Genomic DNA, 19579 nt, shown 5'->3' on the forward strand with positions numbered 1-19579 from the left:
ATCTCCAGCGGCGGGCGTGTCGGCGCCGGGCGCCGCGCCGCCACCGGCACCGGGCACGGCGGCGGCGCATGATCGAGCCAGGGCGCCACCCCCGGGTGCAGGGCGCGCGCGGCGCGCGCCACCGCCGGGTCGACGGTGGCGCGCAGCCCGATCTGCCCGGCGGCGACGCACAACCCCACCAACGCGACCAGCACCGGATCACCGTGCCGGGCGAGCCATGGGTAGGGATCACCGAGCGGCGGTATCGCAACCCGCAACAACGGACCCTCGCCGCGCAACCGCGCGACCCCGGCGAGCCGCGCCCGCTCGGCGGCATGTCGACCGATACTCAGCAGCACGTCGAGCCGGTGCACCGAGAGCACCGCGCCGCACGGAGCGCACTCGGGCAACGCGATCCGCTCGCCATCGAGCGCACTCGGTTCGGCGGGTACATCGCTCGACGTCATCCATACCGAGCGCACCGGCCCGTCCCTCGCCACCACGGCGGCAGCGGGCACGCTCAGCCACAACGGCCTCACGCGAAGGCACCCTCGGACACCGCCAGTCCGGCCAGCGCACGCTCCAGGCGGCGCCACTGGGCCGCGTCCCCGGGCAGACCGAAGCGCAGACTCGACGGCTGCTCGAACAAGCGCACCAGGATGCCCTGGCGGGCGAGCGCCTCGTGCAGACGTACCGCTGCCGGGGTCCGCACCCACTGGAAGAGCGCGCTGCCACCGCTCGGCGTCAGCCCGTGACGATCGAGCAACGCCGCCAGTCGCGCCGAGTCGCGCGCCAGCGCCAACCGTGCCGAGCCTTGCCAGGCGGTATCGAGCAGCGCCAGGCGCGCCAGCTCGCGCGCCGGTCCCGACAGCGTCCAGGGACCGAGCCAGGCGTCGAGGCGCTGGCGCAGCTGCGCCTCGGTCCAGGCGAAACCCACCCGCGCCCCGGCCAGACCGAAGAACTTGCCGAGCGAGCGCAGTACCACCAGACCCGGTCGGCCGACCGCATCGAGCAGACTGTGCTCGGGGGAGGCATCCATGAAGGCCTCGTCGACCACCAGCCAGCCGCCGCGTGCGGCCAGCGCCGCATGCCAACTCAGCAGGGTCTCGCGCGACCAGCGCCGCCCGGTGGGGTTGTTGGGGTTGATCACCACCAGCACGTCGAGCGGCTCGGCGGCGTCGGCCTCGATCCGGCCACGCGGATCGCCATCGGGCAGGCGCACCAACTGGTGACCGGCCCGCCGCCAGCCATGGGCGTGCTCCTGGTAGCCGACCTCGGGCACCCCGACCCGACAGGGCGCGCGCAGCTGCGGCAGGCCCTGGATCGCCGCCTGCGAGCCGGCGAGCGCGAGCGCGCCGGAAGCGCCGTAATAGCTCGCCGCCGCCTGCTCCAGCCCATCGCCGGTCTCGGGCAAGCGCGCCCAGAGCGCACGCGGCAGCGGCGGCACCGGCCAGGCATTGGGGTTGATACCGGTCGAGAGATCGAGCCAGTCGGTCAGCGGGATGTCGTAGCGCGCGGCGGCCTGACGCAGCCGCCCGCCGTGTTCGGGACGGGGCAGATCGGAATGGATCGGGACGATGGTGGCTGTCATGCTGAGGCGCGCGGATCGAGGTGGCGATGGCTGGCTGGAAAACAATCGGTCAATCTGCCAGTTGCCCGGGGTTCGTGCAAGCTGGTGGCTGATTGCGAGCCGCCAGCTTCCAGCTCCCAGCCTCCAGCGGGGAAACTCGGCGCCACTGGCTGGCGGCTGGCGGCTGATTGCGGGCTGCCAGCTTCCAGCTCCCAGCCTCCAGTGGGGGAAACTTGGCGCCGGTGGCTGATAGCTAGCGGCTGGTTGCGGGCTGCCAGCTTCCAGCTACCAGCCTCCAGTGGGGAAGCTTGGCGCCGGTGGCTGGCGGCTGGTAGCTGGCGGCTGGCGGCTGAAAGCTGGAAGCTGGAAGCTGGAAGCTGATAGCGTTCCCCATCTTCCGTATTCGAGCATCCCGGATGGATCCACTCTTCAGACTCACCGACATCCACTTCGCCTATCCTGGCCGACCGCCGGTACTCAGCGGGGTCGAGCTGACGATCCGGTCCGGTGAACGGATCGCCGTCCATGGTGCCAACGGCTCGGGCAAGAGCACCCTGTTGCAGTTGATGGTCGGGCTGTTGCGCCCCGCCGCCGGCACCCTGGTCGCCTTCGGCGCACCCCGCCGCGTCGAGCACGACTTCCATGCGGTACGTCGGCGCGCCGGGCTGGTGTTCCAGGACGCCGACGACCAGCTGTTCTGTCCCACGGTGGTCGAGGACATCGCCTTCGGTCCACGCAACCTCGGTCAGTCGCCGGCGCAGGCCCGAGCGACGGTCGAGCGCACCCTCGCCCGACTGGGGCTCGAACACCTGCGCGACCGCGTCACCCACCGTCTCTCCGGTGGTGAGCGTCGTCTGGTCGCCCTCGCCGCGGTGCTCGCCATGGAGCCAGAGGTGCTGCTGCTCGACGAGCCGACCAACGCGCTCGACGACCCCACCCGTGCCCGTCTCCTGCAGATCCTCGCCGACCTCGATCAGACCCTGGTGCTGGTCAGCCACGACACCCCACTGCGCCAGACCCTCGCCACCCGCCACTACCGACTCGACCAGGGACGGCTGGAGGCAGGCTGATAGCTGATAGCCACCAGCCGTCAGCTGCCAGCCACCAGCCGCTAGCCACCGGCGCCAAGCTTCCCCGCTGGAGGCTGAAAGCCGGAGGCTGGCGGTTCGCAATCAGCCGACAGTGGAGGGTAGCGGTGTCATGAACCGATGGCCGACTGCCTTTCCCTTCCCTTGCGGTTCGAACCAGCGGCCAGCTGACAGCCTCCGGTCGGGAGGGCCAGCGCGCATGGCCGACGATTGACGGGCAACACGGTCTCTTTGCCCCGGTGACTCACAATCCACCGACGGCTGACAGCTGGCGGCTGGTCGCTGGCAGCTGGCGACTGGCGGCTGGCGGCTAACCGCTTGACTCGCCCTCGACCGGCGGTATGATGCTCGGCCAGCGATGGTTCCCCGCGAGGGGATCAAAAGGGAACACGGTGCGGCCCGTTCGGGCCAAGGCCGTGGCTGCCCCCGCAACTGTCAGCGGCGAGTCCGCGCCCCCTCATGACGCCACTGGTCCGCGCCGGACCGGGAAGGCCGGGCGCCCGACCCCGACCCGCGAGCCAGGAGACCTGCCATCGAGACACCGATCGCCTGACCGTCGGACGGGGTGTGCCGAGGGTGGGACCCACTGGCGCCCTGCCCGGCCCCGGCGTCCGCTCACCGGGCCGGTCGTGCCAACCGTCCAGTCCCTCCCCCGAGATCCACCGCCCCGCCCAGCAACACCGCCTGGAGGCGCCCGTCGACATGGATCTCGCCAAGCTCTCTGCCGCCACACAGGCCGCGCTCGAATTCGTCCGTGCCGGCGGCCCGGTGATGCTGGTGTTGTGCGCGCTCTCGCTGCTCGCGCTCACCCTGGTGCTGTTCAAGCTGCTGCAGTTCGCGCGGTTGCGGGTCGGCGCGCGCGCCTTCATCGCGCCGACGCTCGCCGCCTGCGCCGCCGGACGGCTCGACGAGGCGCGCGGCGCGCTCGCCCCCGCCCCTCAACCGATCGCCGCGGTGCTGGCGGTGGCCATCGACGGACTGGCGGACGGCGGGCGCACCCCGCAGCAGCTGCGCGAGGAGGTGCTGCGCGAGGCGGCGGCCCAGCAGCAGCGGCTCAACGCCCATCTGCGCGGACTCGACGCCATCGTCACCCTGGCGCCGCTGCTCGGACTGCTGGGCACCGTACTCGGCATGATCGAGGCCTTCCGCACCCTCGAGCAGGCCGGCGGACAGGCCAACCCGGCGCTGCTCGCCGGGGGCATCTGGGAGGCGCTGCTGACCACCGCCGCGGGCCTGGCGATCGCCATCCCCGCCGCCGCGGCGCTGCACTGGCTGGAGGCGATCATCGAGCGCGCGCGTCACGACACCGAGGACGCCCTGACCCGGCTGTTCACCATGCCGGTGGCCGATGCACATTGAGCCGCTGCGCCGCCGCGGTCGCGGCATCGGACTCGCGCCGCTGGTCGACGTGGTCTTCCTGCTGCTGCTCTTCTTCCTGCTCGCCGCCCGACTCGACCCACTGCAACAATTGCCGATCGAGACCCGTGACGGCGGCACCGCCGACAGCGTCGCGACCACGCTGCGACTCGATGTCGCCGCCGACGGCGGGCTGCGGCTCGACGGCGTGCCCTGCCCGCACGATGCACTGGTGACACGGCTGCGCGCGCGGCTCGCCGCGGAACCGGGCAGCACGCTGGTGATCGTCCCCGAGCGCGAGACACCGCTCCAGACCCTGGTCCAGATGACCGACCTGGCGCGCCTGGCTGGCGCACAACAGCTCGCCCTGATCGAGCCCTGAGGGCACACGGATGCAGATCCCCGGACCACCCCGCAGACGCCAGCGCGACCCGATGAGCGGGCTGGTCGACGTCGTGCTCCTGCTGCTGGTGTTCTTCCTCCTGGTCGGCACCCTCGAGCCACCCTCGCCGCTACCGGTCACGCCCCCCGAGGCCGCGCCGGGCGAGCGCCTGCCCGATGGCCGCCTGCGGCTCGTACTCGCCGCCGACGGCCGGCTCGCCCTCGCCGGCGTGCCGATCACCCGTGCGGAGCTGGACGCGGAGATCGCCGCACGCGTGGCGGACGAGCCGGGGCGCGCGATCGCCGTCGAGGCCGACGCCGACACCCCGAGCGGAACCCTGCTCGATCTACTCGCGATATTGCGCGCGCAGGGGGTCGACGCGCTCTCGCTGATCACCCGGGAGTCGCCATGAGCCGGACGACGACCCGCCTGCTGTGGGGCGTGGCGCTGATCCTGGCGCTGGGCGCGCACCTGGCCCTCGCCTGGCTGCTGCCGCCGCTGCGCGAACCGGCGCTCGGGACGGGCGAGATCCGGCTCTCGCTCCAGGGTAGAGGAACGCCCGACGCACCCGCCGACATCGCCGACGCGGCACCAGCGAGCGCCGAACCGACGCTCACCCAACCAGCGCCAGCGCCAGCGCCAGCGCCAGCGCCAGCGCCAGCGCCAGCGCCAGCGCCAGAGCCAGAGCCAGAGCCAGAGCCAGAGCCAGAGCCAGAGCCAGAGCCAGAGCCAGAGCCAGAGCCAGAGCCAGAGCCGAGTATCGCGGCGCCACGCGCGAGCGCCAAGCCCCCCCCTCCACCACCGCCGCCGACTCGAAGTGAGTCGGCGACGCCCGTCGCGCCCGCACGCCCCAGCTCGACGACGCATGCGGACGTGACCCCGAGCAGACGCGCCGAGCAGACCGGCACCGACCGTCCGGCTCGCCCCCTCGCCGGCAACCCACCGCCGCGCTACCCGCGACTGGCGCGTCGCCAGGGGGTCGAGGGTCGGGTGCTGATCCGGGTCGCGGTCGGCGCCGACGGGCGGGTCGGCGCCACCACCCTGATCGAGAGCAGCGGCCATCGCCTGCTCGACGACGCCGCACTGCGCGCGGTCGAGCGCTGGCGCTTCGCACCGGCCTGGCAGGCCGGACGCGCGGTCGCGGCACAGCTCACGGTGCCGGTGATCTTCCGTCTGGAGTCGGGCTGAGCGGCCTCAGCCCAGCGCCGCAAACCCCAACCCAAAGGCGAGCGCCACCACCGAGCTCCACCCCAGCAGCCGCAGCGCACGCCGCAGATCGACGGCGCCGAGCGCCGCCGGCCACGTCGGATCGCCGAGGAAGCGATCGGTGACCAGTCGCCCGCCGGACCACACCGGTCCGATCAACCGCACCCGCAGCGCCCCGGCACAGGCCGCCTCGCTCCAGCCCGAGTTCGGGCTCGGCAGCAGCGCGTGATAGCGCCAGGCCGCGCGCAGCGCCAACCCGGGGTGCTCGCGCAGCAGCACCGCGGCAAGCGCGACCACCAGCGGCGAGAGCCGGGCCGGGAGCCAGTGCACCAGATCGTCCGAGCGCGCACCGGCCCAGCCGAAGCGGCGATAACGCTCGTTGCGATAGCCGACCATGGAGTCGAGGCTGGAGACGGCCTTGACCACCACCAGCCCCGGCACCCCGAACAGACAGAGCGCCCACAGCGGGGTGAGCACGCCGTCGGTGAGGTTCTCCGACAGGCTCTCGATGGTCGCGCGCGTCACCCCGTCGGTGCCGAGCGGCTCGACATCCCGCCCCACCAGCATCGCCAGTTGCGCGCGCGCGCCGGGCAGGTCGCCGGCGACGAGCGGCGCCAGCACCCGCCGACCGTGTTCGAGCAGGTCACGGGTGCAGAGCAGGCTGTAGGCGATGAACAGATCCCAGCCGAGCGCGAGCGGCGGGTGCAGCGCCGCCAGCCCGAGGCGCACGCCCCACCAGGCGGCAAGCGCGCCACCGACCACCAGCAGCCAGTGCAGGACGCCGCCCAGATAGCCGTCGAGCCCGCGCGCGAACAACGCCTGCTCCGAGCGCGCGATCCAGCCACCGAGCAGGCGCACCGGATGGAGCCGATAGACCGGGTCGCCGAGCAGCGCATCGAGCAGCACGGCGCCGAGGATCAGCGACAGCTCGATGTTCAGCGACATGGCAGCATGCCCTTGGTCTGGATGGATCTCGGCAAGTGGCGGAGAGAACGGTGGCTCATCGGTGGAGAGAGGGTCTGAGGTCGCGGCGCGGCAGGGTAAGCCAACGAGTCGACCCCGGGCAACGTCTGGCGATCCGGGTAAAAACACCCGAGCGATGATCCCAAGCAATCAAGTCGGTAATTTTCGGCGAACCTCGGCGATCGCCCCCGATCCAATTGATATAGTCCAGGCGATCGCTCGAGCCACCGCACTCGACCCGGCCACGCCAACGAGCAGACGCCCTCGTTGCAGCGGAGGCATGAAGGTCATGCGGACGAGCCGGTCAGCCGTCGCAGGTTTCACCGACCGCCGCGCACTGCAAGACTCCACCGCCCCTGGGCGACGCCTTGAAGCTCGACGGAAACGAGACCTGCACCCTGTTTTCGTCGGCTGCCGCGGGCGCAGCCGTTCTCCCGCCGACCACGGCGAGGGCTTGTGGAGGAAACGATGAAGAAACGCACATGGCTGCTGCTCGGGAGCGGGGGCGTGCTGCTCCTGGCGGGGCTGGCGAGCGGGAGCTGGATGGTCACCGAGACCGCCCTCCAGGCGACGTCCGACCGTGAATTCTGCAGCAGCTGTCACACCATGGATGCCTTCGTCGCCTCCTATGATCAGGACGTCCACGGCGGCCAGAACCCCCAGGGACTGCGGGCCGACTGCGCCGACTGCCACCTGCCCCACGACAGCCCCGCCAATTATTTCGTGCAGAAGGGACTGTTCGGTCTCAAGGCCGGCTGGGGACAGGTGGTCTCGCTCGTCTTCGAGCCCGACTGGATCGCCAGCCTCGAGCAACGCAACGACTTCCTCTACGACTCGGCCTGCCTGAACTGTCACGCCGCACTCGAACACGCCCCCGAGCAGAGCCCGGCCGCGGCCTTCGGACACCGCACCTATTTCGCGCCGGACAACGCCCTGAGCTGCGCCGACTGCCACCCCCACGTCGGCCACAAGGATCTGCGCGCACACCTCGCCGGCGACGCCCTTCCCACCACCACGAACGAGGAGTGAAGATGTCCGTCCGTGCCATCCCGCTACTGATCGGCGCCACGCTGTTGAGCGCCACCGCCCTGGCCGACCCGAGCGGCGACGCCGCACGCGGCGCCCAGGTCTACGAGGCCAAGATGTGCAACCTCTGCCACACCCTGGGCGGCGAGTCCGGCCCCATGGCCGCACTCGGCGGCACGCTCGACCAAGTCGGCGCCGAGCGCAGCGCGCAGTGGCTGCGCGACTACCTGCTCGATCCCACCGCCACCCTGCCCGGCGCGCAGATGCCCAAGACCGAGCTGACGCCGCAGGAACTGGCCGACCTGGTCGCCTATATGCACTCGCTGCGCTGAGCCGCCCGCGGACATCGGCGCGCGCGCCGATGTCCGAAACCTTATCCATCCTGCAGACGCGCCTCGTCTCATCCGTCATGCTTCCATGCTTGACGATCGAGCGCGCGACCCACGACACAAAGACACCGGGGCTACCCGGTGCGACCGCCTCGAATGGCGCGGATCAACCCCGCGGACGCACAATTCACCACCGATATCAACGCCGTGTACAATGAAAGCCCAGATACCGGGACACCTGGACGCCCCGGTTGCGCAAGGAGCAGCAAGGAACCCGATGCCCAGTCGTCAGCAGTCCCTCCCGTTCCCCGCCACCGGCCGGCCTCAGCAACCGACGTGGCCGCACCCAGAACATCGATGACAGCGGCCCGTCGTCTTCGTGGCGTGACCCTGATCGAGCTGATGGTGACCCTGGCCATCGCCGTCATCCTGCTCTCGCTGGCCGTCCCCGGTTTCCAGCACCTGCTGCAGGACTCGCGACTCACCGGCCTCACCAACAGCCTCAGCGCCAGCCTCCAGCAGGCCCGGGTCGAGTCGCTGAGCCGGGGCCAGACCGTCGCCGTCTGCGCGACCGGCGACGCCGATGCCGATCAGCCAACCTGCACCATCACCACCGACTGGGCTGACGGCTGGCTGGTGTTCGTGCGTGACGATGCCGACGCCACCGGCGTCAAGACCGACATCGACGGTGACGGGCGGGCCGACGACCGTCTGCTCAAGGTGGTGCGCCCGTTCGGGGCCGCCACCCTCACCGCCAGCGGCGGCGACCCGATCGTCTTCACCCCACCGTTGGGCGAGGCCGCCGAGACCCGCTTCACCATCCGGGTCACCGACGGCGAGCAGCGTTGTCTGCGGGTCAAGCGCACCGGCCAGGTACGACTCGACGAGGGCTGTGATGGCTAGATACCCACGCATCGGTCGCCGCCAGCGCGGCCTGACCCTGATCGAGGTGCTGGTGACCATGGTCGTGCTCGCCGTCGGGCTGCTCGGCTTCGGCGCGCTGCAGGCGCTGACCATGAAGAGCAACCTCGGCGCGCTGCAGCGCAGCTATGCCACCCTGCACGCCCACGACATCATCGAGTCGATGCGCGCCAATCGCGCCGAGCGCGCGAGCTATGCCACCGGATTCACCGACAGCGTCTCCGGCACCTCGGTCAGCGCCCAGGACCTGCAGCGCTGGAAACAGGCCCTCGCCGCCGACCTGCCGAGCGGCGAGGGCCGGATCACCCTCGACGGCGACAAGGTCGCGATCACGCTGCGCTGGCGCGAGACGCGATTGCCGACCAGCGCCGAGACCGACCCGACGCTGGAGTGGGTCAGCTTCGCCACCGAGACCCTGCTGCCGGAGCCCACGCCATGATCCGTCAACGCGGCTTCAGTCTGATCGAGCTGATGATCGCCTCCACCATCAGCCTGATGATGATCGCCGCGCTCGGCGCGGTGATGGTCAGTACCCGCACCACCCAGCGCACCACCCAGACCCTGGCGATGCTCCAGGAGGACGCGCGCTACGCCTTCCTCGCGCTGACCCGCGACGTGCGCATGGCCGGCTACACCGGTGGCTACCAGCTCGACAGCGCCCCCGCGAGCTGGCCGCCCGAGACCACCGACATCGCCAACCCACTGCACGGACTCGACGACGAGCACGACACCATCACCATGAGCGGGCGTACGGGCGGAGACGTGCTTCATCTGGTGCGCGCCGATACCGATCATGCATTCGTGCTCGACACCGCCTGCCAGGGCGGCGCCGGCGCGGCGCGTTTCACCCTGGCGTGTCAGCCCACCCACTCCCCCCTGGCCGGCCAGACCTGGATCGCCACCAGCCCCTATTTCACCGAGACCTTCGCGGTGACCTCCACCGACCCGAGCGCCGGTTGCGCGACGGGCGCTACGACCACCCTGACCCTGGTGTCGGACTCGACCACCGCCTGCGGCTTCGGCAGCGATACCGCCACCCCCAGGCTCTATCCGCTGATCGCCCACAGCTATTTCGTCGGCACCAACGACGAAGGCGAGCCCGCGCTGATGGTGCGCCAGGACGGCACGGACACCGAACTCGTCGAGGGCGTCTCCGACCTGCAGATCCTCTACGGGATCGATGATGACGCGGACAAGAGTGTCGATCGCTACGTCCGCGCCGATCAGGTCAGCAGCGCCACCACGGCGAGCGCGCGCGCCGAGGACTGGAGACGGGTCCTCGCCATCCGCCTCACCCTCACCCTGACCCCGACCAACGACCTCGACGGGACGCTCGACGATCGCATCGTCAGCGGCACCATCGCGGTGAGAAACCGCCTGATCCAGCCATGAGCCCAAATCCTCTCCAACACCGACAACGCGGCGCGGTACTGATCATCGCCCTGATCTTCCTCACCGTGCTCGCCCTGATCGGCACCACCAGCGCCGTACAAAACACCCAGCAGGAGCGGATGAGCACCAGCATCCGCAACCACGACCTCGCCTTCCAGGCCGCCGAGGCGGCGCTGCGCGCAGCCGATCAGGCATTGATGGCCGACACCATCAGTGACCGAGACCAGTTCGAGCAGGACCACACCATCGCCTACGATGCCGACAACACGCCCGCCTACCGGCGCGATCGCTTCAACTGGGGCCAGACCCAGGTGGTCAGCGTGAGCACCGCGCTCGACGGTCTCGCCGAACAGCCCCGTTACGTCATCGAGCGACTCTCCGAGGCCCCGTGCGAACCGGGAGGCACCAGACAGTGCGCCTACTACCGGGTCAGCGCGCGCGGGGTCGGTGCCGACCCCGCCTCGGTGGTCATCCTGCAGAGCCTGTATCGATTGGAGTGAGCATGCGTAGGCGATCCCCACAACGATTCCGCGGGCTGCTGCTCGGACTGCTGCTGGCGGCCACGGCGGCACCGGCGATCGAGATCTCCGACATCCCGCCCTTCCTCATCAGCGCCGGCGTCGAGCCCAATATCCTGCTGACCATCGACGACTCGGGCAGCATGAGCTACGGCTATGCACCGGATCAGCGCGATAGCGAGGACTTCGAGGAGCGCTACTTCAAGTCGAGCGACTACAACGGCATCTATTACGATCCCGAGACCCTCTATACCCCGCCGAGCGATAGCGACGGCAACCCCCTGCCCTCGTCGAGCGATACATCGACCCCGGAGCGGGCACTCGCCACCGCCTACCGCAACGGCTACGAGCCGGACCACGGCACACGCGACCTGACCGACAACTATCGCCCGACGCGGAGGCTGTCGTGGCGCTACGGCAACCGGCTCGAGGAGAGCTGGATGCCGCATTACTCGGACGAGGTCTATGTCAGGCGATACGGCGACGACGACGACGACGACGACGACGACGATTACGGTGGCAGATGGAGCAATGACGTTCGTGCCTACTACTACCGCTTCGAGCCGGGCAACCGGCGCTGCAACGGCGAGCTCGACGACAACGACTGCTACACCCTGGTTCAGGTCGACGAGGACTCCGGCCCCGACGGCAGCGACGAGCGACGGAACTTCGCCAACTGGTACGCCTTCTATCGCTCGCGCAACCTCGCCACCATGACCGCGGCGACCCTGAGCTTCGCACGGCTCGACGACAGCGCGCGCGTCGCCTGGCAGACGCTCAATCAATGCCCGCTCGACAGCTACAGCAACTGTCGTGGCACGCGCCAGCAATTCCGGCGTGGCGACAACCGCATCGACACCTTCAGCGGCACCCACCGCGAGAACTTCTTCGACTGGGTCTCCCAGATCCAGACCAATGGCGGCACCCCGCTGCGCCCGGCGATGCAGCGCGCCGGCGACTACTTCACCACCAGCGCGCCCTACGAGGACTCGTCATCGGGGCGAAACCGCGAATCCCACGGCTGTCGGCGCAACTTTCACATCATGATGACCGACGGCATCTGGAACTCCAAAGACGAGGGCCACGGCAACAATTTCTCTGGCGCCACCAACGCCACCAACCGCAACTGGACGCTGCCGGACGGCACCAAGTACCAAGCCCGGCCGCCCTACGAGGACGCGATGTACTCGGCGACGATCAGCGATCTCGCCTTCTACTACTGGGCAACGGACCTGCGCCGGGGATCGGGCGATCGCCAGCCCGACTGCACCGGCGCCACCTGCGACAAGGTGCCAGTGTTCGAGTTCGACACCCAGGGCGACGAGGAGACGCGCTACTGGAACCCCAGGAACGACCCGGCGACCTGGCAGCACATGACCAACTTCACCGTCGGCCTGGGGCTGGGGGCGAGCATGATCGACCCCGCCTGGGGCGGCAGCACCTACGGCGGCGACTACCAGGCGCTGCTCGCGGGCAGCAAGTCCTGGCCGAGCTTCGAGATCCGCTCCTACGATCCACTCAAGGTCTACGACCTGTGGCACGCAGCGATCAACAGTCGCGGCCGTTTCTACAGCGCCGAGGACCCCGCCTCGCTCACCGCGGCCTTCGAGGAGATCATCGGCGCGATCAGTTCGACCACCGACTCGGGCACCTATGCCACCCCGACGGCCAACGGTGAGTGGCTCAACGATGCCGGGACGGCCATCTTCACCGCCAGCTTCAATGCCGACTGGAGCGGCGATGTCGTCGCCACCAGCCCGGCGCGCGAGGACGCCGAGCTATGGCGCGCCTCCCAACGCCTGCCTGCCCCTTACGCGCGCCGCATCTTCACCACCAACGGCGCCGCCGGCGCCACCGCCTTCGACCGCTGCAACGGCGCCCTGGGCGCGACACTCGGCGCCGACTGCACGCGACGACTGGCCTGGCTGCGCGGCGACGGGCGCATCGAGGGAGCCGACTGCTCGAGATCCTCGGGCGACACCCTCGCCACCTTCACGGTCAAGGGACACCCCTTCAGCACCGGCGACCAGGTGGTGATCACCGGGGTGCAGGTCGAGGACGACCAGGGGCCGGTGGACTCGCCGCACTACAACGGACGCTTCCGGGTCGTGGAGACCACCGCCGACACCCTCGGCGTCGCCCTGCAGGCGAGTAGCTGCAACGGCGTCGGCAGCTATCATGACCCCGCTGCCGACGAACAGCCACGCTATGGCCGCATCCACGACGCCACCCTGCGCGACCGCGCCACCAGCCAGCTCGGCGACGTGCTCAATGCCGACCCGATCTACAGCGGCGCCACCGATCAGGGCTATGGCGCCACCAGCTCCGGGGTCAGCGGCAAGGACGGCTACGCGGCCTATCTGCGCGCCAAGGAGCGACGCCTGCCGATGCTCTATGTCGGCGCCAACGACGGCATGCTGCACGGCTTCCGCGCCGATCTCGACGATCCGGCCTCGGGCCGTGAGCTGTTCGCCTATGTCCCCTACGCCGTCTATCACGACCTCGACGCGCTGCCCGAGATCAATTATCAGCATCGACCCTTCGTCGACGGTCCGCTCACCCTCGGCGACGCCCATGTCGGTGACGCCTGGCGCACCTATCTCGCCGGCGCGCTGGGCGGCGGCGGGCGGGGCGTCTTCCTACTCGACGTCAGCGATCCCGAGACGTTCGACGCCGACGACGTGATCTGGGAGTTCACCGACGCCGACGACCGCGATCTCGGACTGACCTACAGCGCCCCGCAGATCGCCGCCACCGCTCCCGATCACTGGGCACTGATCTTCGGCAACGGCTACAACAGCGACAACGGGCGCGCGGTGCTCTATCTGGTCTCGCTCGGCGGCAAGTCCGATCGCGAGAAGATCACCCTGCCCGCAACCGCCGGCGACAACGGCCTGTCCTCCCCGGCGCTCCATGACGCCAACAACGACGGCATCGTCGACCGCATCTATGTCGGCGACCTCCAGGGCAACCTGTGGAAGCTGGAGCGCGAGTCCGACGGCGACTGGGCGGTGGCCACCGACGCCGGCGGCACCCCGGCGCCGCTGTTCATCGCCACCGACGAGGACGGCGCGCGCCAGCCGATCACCGCCCGCCCGGCGGTCGTCACCTCACCCGAGGGCGGGGGCGTGATCGTCTATGTCGGCACCGGGCGCTATCTCTCCCAGACCGACATCACCGACACCCAGCAGCAGAGCTTCTATGTCATCTTCGACAAGGACGAGGGGCGCGCCGGACTCGAGCGCGCCGATCTCATCGCACGGCGCACCACCGAGACCGTCAAGGACGGGCGCCGGGTGAAGACCTTCACCGCCCAGGGCACGGTGAGCTGGATGGACGACCGTGGCTGGTATCTGGACCTCGACCACGACGGGAGCAACCCCGCCGAGCGCTTCGACTACATGCCCAATGTGCAGCAGTTCAGCGAGGCGACCAGCTGGGTGACCTTCATCACCAAGACCCCCTCGAACGACCCCTGCGACCGTGGCGGTCACAAGACCGACTACACCTTCTCGCTGATCACCGGCGACCTCCCCGATGGGGCCTCGCTCTACGACATCAACGACGACGGCAGCTTCGACTCGGGCGACCGGGTCGGCGGCGACGACGGCAGCCCGGTGATCGGCGTGGTGCTCGACCCGCAGAGCGGCTTCACCAAGGGCGCCTTGCTGATGCGCGACGAGAGCGGACACGTCGTCACCTACACCGCCAGCTCGACCGGCAACGCCGATCCCGACGACATCCCGAGGAAGCAGGGCCAGCCGCCCTACGGGGGCCAGATGCACCGTATCGACTGGCGCCAGCTCCTCTGACCCATCCACCCGACCGGGCGCGCGCCCGGTCGGTGCAACGACACCATCACCATGCACCAGACCAAGAACACCCGGCCCCACGGCTTCACCCTGATCGAGCTGATGATCACCGTGGCCATCGTCGCCATCCTCGCCGCCGTCGCGCTGCCGAGCTACCGCATCTACATCGAGCGCTCCTATCGCGCCGAGGCCAAGACCGCACTGCTGCAGAACGCCCAGTTCCTGGAGCGTCACTACGCCAAGCGCAGCAGCTATCTCGACGGCGCCAGTCTGCCCACGCTGCCGATCACCCAGGTACCGGCGAGCGGCGGCGCCTACTACAGCATCGGCTACGACAACGCCCGCAGCGGCGCCCAGGGCTTCCAGCTCGAGGCGGTGCCCACCGGCACCATGAGCGGCGACGCCTGCGGCACCCTCACCCTCAACCACGTCGGCCAGCGTCGCGTCGGCAGCGACGCCAGCCGCGACGCCGCCGCCTGCTGGGGCCACTAGCCACCCGGGGACGGACACACGCTTCGACCCCGCACACGATCGCGCGGTATCATGACCGCGCGGAACCCCAGAGGCCGGGCGCGACACCCACGCCGACCGGCATGACGCGACGCCTCCAGCCGGACGACCCCGGAACGCCGTCGCAGCGATCAATCGCCCCGCCATGCGGCGGAATTTCGCCCCCCGATTGATGTCAGGCAACGCGCGCCGCGCGCTTTTGCGCCACCATCCCCCGTCATTCCGGGGATCGCGTCATCCGGGGCATCCCTCCGCAACCAGAAAACCCAAGCGCGCGACCACCCGCGCGTCGCGAGCGAACGAGAGCGCGGCGGATTCGCCATCGGCCGCCCCATCCATCACCGAGGTCAGACGACAGCATGAGCGACCCAGTCAAGTACCTGCTCGATGAGCAGCACCTGCCCCGCTTCTGGTACAACATCAACGCCGATCTGCCGGAACCGATGTATCCCCCGCTCAACCCGGTCACCCGGCAGCCGTTGAGCGCCGACGAGCTGGAGGTGATCTTCCCGCGCGGCGTGATCGAGCAGGAGATGAGCACCGAGCGCGAGATCGAGATCCCCGGTCCGGTGCGCGAGGTGCTGCGGCAGTGGCGCCCCTCGCCGCTCTACCGTGCCCGTCGACTGGAGCAGGCGCTCGATACCCCGGCCAAGATCTTCTACAAGTACGAGGGCGTCAGCCCCACCGGCAGCCACAAGGCCAACTCCGCCGTCGCCCAGGCCTTCTACAACAAGATCGAGGGCGTCAAGCGGCTCACCACCGAGACCGGCGCCGGCCAATGGGGCTCGTCGCTGTCGCTCGCCGGGTCGATGTTCGGGCTCGAGGTGCTGGTCTACATGGTCAAGGTGAGCTTCAACCAGAAGCCCTACCGTCGTGCCTTCATGGAGGCCTTCGGCGCCCGCTGCATCGCCAGCCCCAGCGACACCACCGAGTGCGGCCGCAAGATCCTTGCCGACACCCCGGACAACACCGGCAGCCTCGGCATGGCGATCAGCGAAGCGGTCGAGCTGGCCGCGCAGAACGACGACACCAAGTACGCCCTCGGCAGCGTGCTCAACCACGTCCTGCTGCACCAGACGGTGATCGGGCTCGAGGCGCAGAAGCAACTCGAGATGGCCGACGCCGAGCCCGACATGGTCATCGGCTGCACCGGCGGCGGCAGCAACTTCGCCGGCATCGCCTTCCCCTTCATCGGCGACCACCTGCGCGGCGGACGCAAGGTCGAGTGCATCGCCGTCGAGCCCTCGGCCTGTCCCTCGCTCACCAAGGGCAAGTTCGCCTACGACTACGGCGACACCGCCCAGATCTCGCCGATCTGCAAGATGCACACCCTCGGCGCGAGCTTCGTGCCCCCGGGCTTCCACGCCGGCGGGCTGCGCTATCACGGCATGGCGCCGCTGGTCAGCCACCTCACCGAACTTGGCCACATCGACCCGCGCTCCTACAATCAGCTCGAGTGCTTCGCCGCCGGACTGCAGTTCGCCAAGGCCGAGAGCATCCTGCCCGCGCCCGAGTCCAACCACGCGGTGCGCGCCGCGATCCACGAGGCCGAGAAGTGCCGTGAGTCGGGTGAGTCGAAGACCATCCTGTTCAACCTCAGCGGTCACGGTAACTTCGACATGCAGGCCTACACCGACTATCTCGGCGGCAAGCTCAAGGACCTCGACTATGCCGAGAGCGAGGTCGCGATGGCCCTCGCCGGGCTGCCCAGCGTCGACTGACGCGGTCGCCACGCCCCGGGGTTCGGCTGCCCAGCGCACCGCCCCCCGGCACCGCCACCACCAGGGACGGTGGCGGCGGTGACAGTCCCGACTCGCCGGATGGAGTTGATCGCCTTGCGTAACCTCGTCCTCGCCCTCGCTCTGTGCAGCGCGACCCGCGCGGTCGCCGAGCCCGCCGTCCTCACCACCGCCGAGCCCGTCGCCCCGCCCTCGCGCATCGAGGAGCTGGAGACCCATATCGCCGGCATGCAGGACAAGCTGCGCGAGTCGGCCGGTGCGCGCAAGGCCGCCGATCAGGCGCGGATGGAGGCCGAGCGCCGTCTCGCCACCAGCACCCAGACCCTCGAACGGCTGCGCCAGGAGCTGGCCAGGAGCGAGGACGCCCGCGCCGCACTCGGCGAGGCGCTACGTGCCCAATCGCAAGCGCATCTCGACGCCAGCGCCGCACTCGACGAGGCACGCACCGACGCCCACCGGCTCGACCAGCTGCTGCGGCGGCTGCCGCCGGCGCTCGGCGGCACCCTGGAGATCGACGAGGCGCGCGCGGCCGCGGCGACCTCCTACCGGGTGCTCGTCGAGACCCTGCAACAGCCGGCGCGTGGCGCGGGACGGAAGATCGAGGTCGCCGGCGCCCGCACCCAGCTCCAGCTCGATCAGGCGCTACTCGCCGTGTTGACCGACGCGCGCGGTCTCTATCGGGTCGAGGAGAACGACTCGCTGGCACTGATCAGCCGGCGCGTCTACGGCACCGAGGGGCGCTGGCAACGCCTGTTCGCGGGCAACCGCCACCTGCTCGACGACCCCGACCGGCTCACCCCCGGGATGACCCTGATCCTGCCCTGAGGTGCACTCAATCGCCGCAGCGCCCCAGTCGCCCTTCGGCCAGCGCCTCACGACACTGCGCCCGGGTCTCAGTGGCATCGCCCTCGGCGCGCGCCTCGTCCAGCGCCAGCGCGCGCAGCTCCAGCGCTAGCCGGCAGGACTCGGAGCGCAGACAGCCGGCGGCCGGACCACAGACCTGCTCGACCAGCGCATCACAGTCCGAGGGTGTCGCCACCGCCGCCTCGTCGGTCATCGGCACATCCGTCGACCACTGCTGCTGCATCGACGCGCTCGGCACCACGGTGCCCTCGCGCACGATCACCACCGAGCCGTCCTCGAGCCGATGCACCCCGTCCCACAGCGGCCGACGCTCACCGTCCTCGCCCACCCGCCAGGCACGACGCGTCTCCGGCTCGACGCGCACCTCGCCGCCAGCGGAGAGCCCGGCGCGCCACTCGCCGTCGGCCGCCACGACCATCGGGATCAGCAGCGCCGCTGCAAACACCAGACCCCAGCGCCGACTCATCGCCGCCGCTCCCCGGCGCCACGCTCGATCAGGCTCGACAACACCAGGTTGGCGAGCACGAAGGCGAGGAACAGATAGAAACCGGGCGCGAGCGCGGTGCCATTGGTGGTGAGCACGGTCGCCTCGGTGGCGCCCAGGGTGTCGAGCTGATTGGCCACCAGCGCGTCGAAGCCGAGATAGGCCATGAACAGCGCCACCACCAGCACATCGGCCATCGACCACTTGCCCGAACGCAGCGCGAAGAAGCGCACCGGTGCCGCGACCGGCGCGCCGGCGGCGCGATGATAGACCAGGGTGGCGAGCAGCTTGAGCGCGGGGAAGACGACGCTGAACAGGGTGATCAGCAACGCCACCAGCCACAGGTCCGCCCCCCCGGCGCGGATCAGGATCTCGACCACCTGGAACAGACTCTTGGACTGGTAGTAGAGCACCTGATCGGTGAACACCACCGACTCACCGAGGAACTCGAGACCGAGCCGGTCGACACGCGCCTCGATCGTGAGCATCGGACTGAACAGCGCGGTAAGCAGCAGGACCAGGGTGATGGCGATCGCGGCGCCCAGCGCGAAACCGTCGACCCGGCGCTCCTGCACCCGTCCCCAGGCGACCAGCGCGAAGATCAGCGCGGCGAGACCGATCAGCACGCCGAGTTGCTGGTCGATCGCCGGACGCAACGCCGCCGCCTCGCGCTCGAGCGCGGCGGCGCAGGCCCCGACCTCGGCACAGCCATGGCGCTCGAGCAGGGCCTTCAGCACCGGCGAGTGCTCGACCTCGGTGGGTGTGGCGGCGGTGAGCAGCCCCAGCAGCTCGGCGCGGATCGCCGCCTCGGTGCCCGGCCCCTCGAGCGCCGCGAGCAGCCGCTCGGCATAGCGTGGCGCCTGGGCGCGCAGGGCGTCGAAGTCGATCAGCCGCGACTGCAACTGCTGGTGCAGCGTGCCCTGGAGCTGGGTCAGCCAGTCACCGCCACGGGGCGGCGCGTTGAGCGACAACTGGCGCTCGATCTCGCCGATCAGCGCCTTGATCGCCTCGGTCAGGGTGGCGAGGACGCGCGGCCGGGTGCGCTCGTCGAGTTCGAAGTCGGCGATGCGCTCGGCGAGCACGGCGCTCAACCGCCGGGTCCACTGCTCGGTGTCGAGCATGCCATAGCGGGCGTGACGCAGCTCGGCACGATCGCCCTCGAGCCGCTGCAGCTGCCCGAGATCCTCCACCAACCGGAACCCGAGCACCACGGCGCCGGCGAGCGCCAGCACCACCAACCCCCGCCGGATCATCAGCGCAGCCGACATCGGCGATCCCTCCACAGAGCAGTTTCTTCGGTGGGGACACTCTATCAGCGGCCAGCGGCCAGCGGCCAGCGGCCAGCGGCCAGCGGCCAGCGGCCAGCGGCCAGCGGCCAGGGATTGAACCGCAAAGACACAAAGGGCGCCAAGGGATTCAAGCTGCCAGCGATCAGCGACC

The 19579-nt window shown here is 70.0% G+C and carries 20 protein-coding genes and 1 riboswitch; of the genes, 15 read left to right on the plus strand and 5 right to left on the minus strand.

Annotated features, from left to right (window positions below):
• Together EBL85_RS13800 and cobD are read right to left on the minus strand one after the other, a co-directional pair.
• A partial coding sequence (locus EBL85_RS13800) for a hypothetical protein (RefSeq protein ID WP_223806153.1) occupies nt 1-446 on the minus strand: 446 nt, incomplete at its 3' end.
• A 68-nt stretch (nt 447-514) separates the two neighbouring features.
• On the minus strand, nt 515-1570 hold the full coding sequence (gene cobD / locus EBL85_RS13805) for a threonine-phosphate decarboxylase CobD (RefSeq protein WP_123143207.1): 1056 nt from the start codon (nt 1568-1570) through the stop codon (nt 515-517).
• A gap of 395 nt (nt 1571-1965) precedes the next feature.
• Between cobD and EBL85_RS13815 the strand changes: the two genes are divergently transcribed.
• From EBL85_RS13815 to EBL85_RS17225, 5 genes are all read left to right on the plus strand, one after another.
• Entirely contained in the window at nt 1966-2619 is a 654-nt protein-coding gene (locus EBL85_RS13815) for an energy-coupling factor ABC transporter ATP-binding protein (RefSeq protein WP_123139756.1), read from the plus strand.
• 360 nt (nt 2620-2979) lie between these two features.
• Nucleotides 2980-3187, plus strand: a riboswitch (cobalamin riboswitch).
• 152 nt (nt 3188-3339) lie between these two features.
• The gene (locus tag EBL85_RS13820) at nt 3340-3996 is read left to right on the plus strand and encodes a MotA/TolQ/ExbB proton channel family protein (protein ID WP_123139755.1); all 657 of its coding nucleotides are present in this window, start codon (nt 3340-3342) and stop codon (nt 3994-3996) included.
• Nucleotides 3986-4375, plus strand: a complete 390-nt coding sequence (locus EBL85_RS13825) for a biopolymer transporter ExbD (protein WP_123139754.1) — start codon at nt 3986-3988, stop codon at nt 4373-4375. The genes EBL85_RS13820 and EBL85_RS13825 overlap by 11 nt, the downstream gene beginning before the upstream one ends.
• Nucleotides 4376-4385: 10 nt before the next feature.
• Nucleotides 4386-4787, plus strand: a complete 402-nt coding sequence (locus tag EBL85_RS13830) for a biopolymer transporter ExbD (RefSeq protein WP_123139753.1) — start codon at nt 4386-4388, stop codon at nt 4785-4787.
• Between the two features lie 461 nt (nt 4788-5248).
• Nucleotides 5249-5563 (plus strand): energy transducer TonB, encoded by a 315-nt coding sequence (locus tag EBL85_RS17225; protein WP_165913488.1) that lies wholly within the window; start codon nt 5249-5251, stop codon nt 5561-5563.
• 6 nt (nt 5564-5569) lie between these two features.
• On the opposite strand, the gene cbiB is transcribed toward EBL85_RS17225, so the two are convergent.
• The gene (gene cbiB, locus EBL85_RS13840; RefSeq protein WP_123143209.1) at nt 5570-6526 is read right to left on the minus strand and encodes an adenosylcobinamide-phosphate synthase CbiB; all 957 of its coding nucleotides are present in this window, start codon (nt 6524-6526) and stop codon (nt 5570-5572) included.
• Between the two features lie 486 nt (nt 6527-7012).
• Here cbiB and EBL85_RS13845 point away from each other — a divergent pair, with 486 nt between their 5' ends.
• The 10 genes from EBL85_RS13845 to EBL85_RS13890 all read left to right on the plus strand — a co-directional run bounded on the left by EBL85_RS13845 (nt 7013) and on the right by EBL85_RS13890 (nt 17616).
• Complete coding sequence (locus tag EBL85_RS13845; protein ID WP_123143210.1) at nt 7013-7573, plus strand: NapC/NirT family cytochrome c; 561 nt, start codon at nt 7013-7015, stop codon at nt 7571-7573.
• A 2-nt stretch (nt 7574-7575) separates the two neighbouring features.
• Nucleotides 7576-7902 (plus strand): cytochrome c family protein, encoded by a 327-nt coding sequence (locus EBL85_RS13850; protein ID WP_123139749.1) that lies wholly within the window; start codon nt 7576-7578, stop codon nt 7900-7902.
• A 354-nt stretch (nt 7903-8256) separates the two neighbouring features.
• Nucleotides 8257-8802 (plus strand): GspH/FimT family pseudopilin, encoded by a 546-nt coding sequence (locus EBL85_RS13855; RefSeq protein ID WP_165913492.1) that lies wholly within the window; start codon nt 8257-8259, stop codon nt 8800-8802.
• Nucleotides 8795-9259, plus strand: a complete 465-nt coding sequence (gene pilV / locus EBL85_RS13860) for a type IV pilus modification protein PilV (protein ID WP_123143212.1) — start codon at nt 8795-8797, stop codon at nt 9257-9259. The genes EBL85_RS13855 and pilV overlap by 8 nt, the downstream gene beginning before the upstream one ends.
• On the plus strand, nt 9256-10212 hold the full coding sequence (locus EBL85_RS13865) for a PilW family protein (RefSeq protein ID WP_123143213.1): 957 nt from the start codon (nt 9256-9258) through the stop codon (nt 10210-10212). The genes pilV and EBL85_RS13865 overlap by 4 nt, the downstream gene beginning before the upstream one ends.
• Nucleotides 10209-10712 (plus strand): PilX N-terminal domain-containing pilus assembly protein, encoded by a 504-nt coding sequence (locus tag EBL85_RS13870; RefSeq protein WP_123139745.1) that lies wholly within the window; start codon nt 10209-10211, stop codon nt 10710-10712. The genes EBL85_RS13865 and EBL85_RS13870 overlap by 4 nt, the downstream gene beginning before the upstream one ends.
• A gap of 2 nt (nt 10713-10714) precedes the next feature.
• Nucleotides 10715-14542: a pilus assembly protein gene (locus EBL85_RS13875; protein WP_123143214.1), complete on the plus strand. Its 3828-nt coding sequence runs from the start codon at nt 10715-10717 to the stop codon at nt 14540-14542.
• 51 nt (nt 14543-14593) lie between these two features.
• Nucleotides 14594-15034: a type IV pilin protein gene (locus EBL85_RS13880; protein ID WP_123143215.1), complete on the plus strand. Its 441-nt coding sequence runs from the start codon at nt 14594-14596 to the stop codon at nt 15032-15034.
• A gap of 377 nt (nt 15035-15411) precedes the next feature.
• Nucleotides 15412-16773, plus strand: a complete 1362-nt coding sequence (locus EBL85_RS13885; RefSeq protein WP_123139741.1) for a TrpB-like pyridoxal phosphate-dependent enzyme — start codon at nt 15412-15414, stop codon at nt 16771-16773.
• Nucleotides 16774-16887: 114 nt separating this feature from the next.
• Complete coding sequence (locus EBL85_RS13890) at nt 16888-17616, plus strand: LysM peptidoglycan-binding domain-containing protein (RefSeq protein WP_132229690.1); 729 nt, start codon at nt 16888-16890, stop codon at nt 17614-17616.
• 7 nt (nt 17617-17623) lie between these two features.
• On the opposite strand, the gene EBL85_RS13895 is transcribed toward EBL85_RS13890, so the two are convergent.
• Both EBL85_RS13895 and EBL85_RS13900 read right to left on the minus strand, forming a co-directional pair.
• Complete coding sequence (locus EBL85_RS13895) at nt 17624-18121, minus strand: hypothetical protein (RefSeq protein ID WP_123143216.1); 498 nt, start codon at nt 18119-18121, stop codon at nt 17624-17626.
• A complete protein-coding gene (locus tag EBL85_RS13900; RefSeq protein ID WP_123143217.1) occupies nt 18118-19407 on the minus strand; it encodes a paraquat-inducible protein A in 1290 nt (429 codons plus the stop codon). Before EBL85_RS13900 ends, EBL85_RS13895 begins: the two co-directional genes overlap by 4 nt.
• Nucleotides 19408-19579 lie beyond the last annotated feature (172 nt).

This window comes from Marichromatium sp. AB32, assembly GCF_003718675.1.
Classification (GTDB): Bacteria; Pseudomonadota; Gammaproteobacteria; order Chromatiales; family Chromatiaceae; genus Marichromatium; species Marichromatium gracile.

Excerpts from the sequence above, each read along its gene's own strand:
- EBL85_RS13855 (WP_165913492.1), top strand. The coding sequence starts at position 8,257 with ATGACAGCGGCCCGTCGTCTTCGTGGCGTGACCCTGATCGAGCTGATG.
- EBL85_RS13815 (WP_123139756.1), top strand. The coding sequence starts at position 1,966 with ATGGATCCACTCTTCAGACTCACCGACATCCACTTCGCCTATCCTGGC.
- EBL85_RS13830 (WP_123139753.1), top strand. The coding sequence starts at position 4,386 with ATGCAGATCCCCGGACCACCCCGCAGACGCCAGCGCGACCCGATGAGC.
- EBL85_RS13900 (WP_123143217.1), bottom strand. The coding sequence starts at position 19,407 with ATGTCGGCTGCGCTGATGATCCGGCGGGGGTTGGTGGTGCTGGCGCTC.
- cobD (WP_123143207.1), bottom strand. The coding sequence starts at position 1,570 with ATGACAGCCACCATCGTCCCGATCCATTCCGATCTGCCCCGTCCCGAA.
- pilV (WP_123143212.1), top strand. The coding sequence starts at position 8,795 with ATGGCTAGATACCCACGCATCGGTCGCCGCCAGCGCGGCCTGACCCTG.
- EBL85_RS13885 (WP_123139741.1), top strand. The coding sequence starts at position 15,412 with ATGAGCGACCCAGTCAAGTACCTGCTCGATGAGCAGCACCTGCCCCGC.
- cbiB (WP_123143209.1), bottom strand. The coding sequence starts at position 6,526 with ATGTCGCTGAACATCGAGCTGTCGCTGATCCTCGGCGCCGTGCTGCTC.
- EBL85_RS13875 (WP_123143214.1), top strand. The coding sequence starts at position 10,715 with ATGCGTAGGCGATCCCCACAACGATTCCGCGGGCTGCTGCTCGGACTG.
- EBL85_RS13825 (WP_123139754.1), top strand. The coding sequence starts at position 3,986 with ATGCACATTGAGCCGCTGCGCCGCCGCGGTCGCGGCATCGGACTCGCG.
- EBL85_RS13880 (WP_123143215.1), top strand. The coding sequence starts at position 14,594 with ATGCACCAGACCAAGAACACCCGGCCCCACGGCTTCACCCTGATCGAG.
- EBL85_RS13870 (WP_123139745.1), top strand. The coding sequence starts at position 10,209 with ATGAGCCCAAATCCTCTCCAACACCGACAACGCGGCGCGGTACTGATC.
- EBL85_RS13820 (WP_123139755.1), top strand. The coding sequence starts at position 3,340 with ATGGATCTCGCCAAGCTCTCTGCCGCCACACAGGCCGCGCTCGAATTC.
- EBL85_RS13845 (WP_123143210.1), top strand. The coding sequence starts at position 7,013 with ATGAAGAAACGCACATGGCTGCTGCTCGGGAGCGGGGGCGTGCTGCTC.
- EBL85_RS13865 (WP_123143213.1), top strand. The coding sequence starts at position 9,256 with ATGATCCGTCAACGCGGCTTCAGTCTGATCGAGCTGATGATCGCCTCC.
- EBL85_RS13850 (WP_123139749.1), top strand. The coding sequence starts at position 7,576 with ATGTCCGTCCGTGCCATCCCGCTACTGATCGGCGCCACGCTGTTGAGC.
- EBL85_RS13895 (WP_123143216.1), bottom strand. The coding sequence starts at position 18,121 with ATGAGTCGGCGCTGGGGTCTGGTGTTTGCAGCGGCGCTGCTGATCCCG.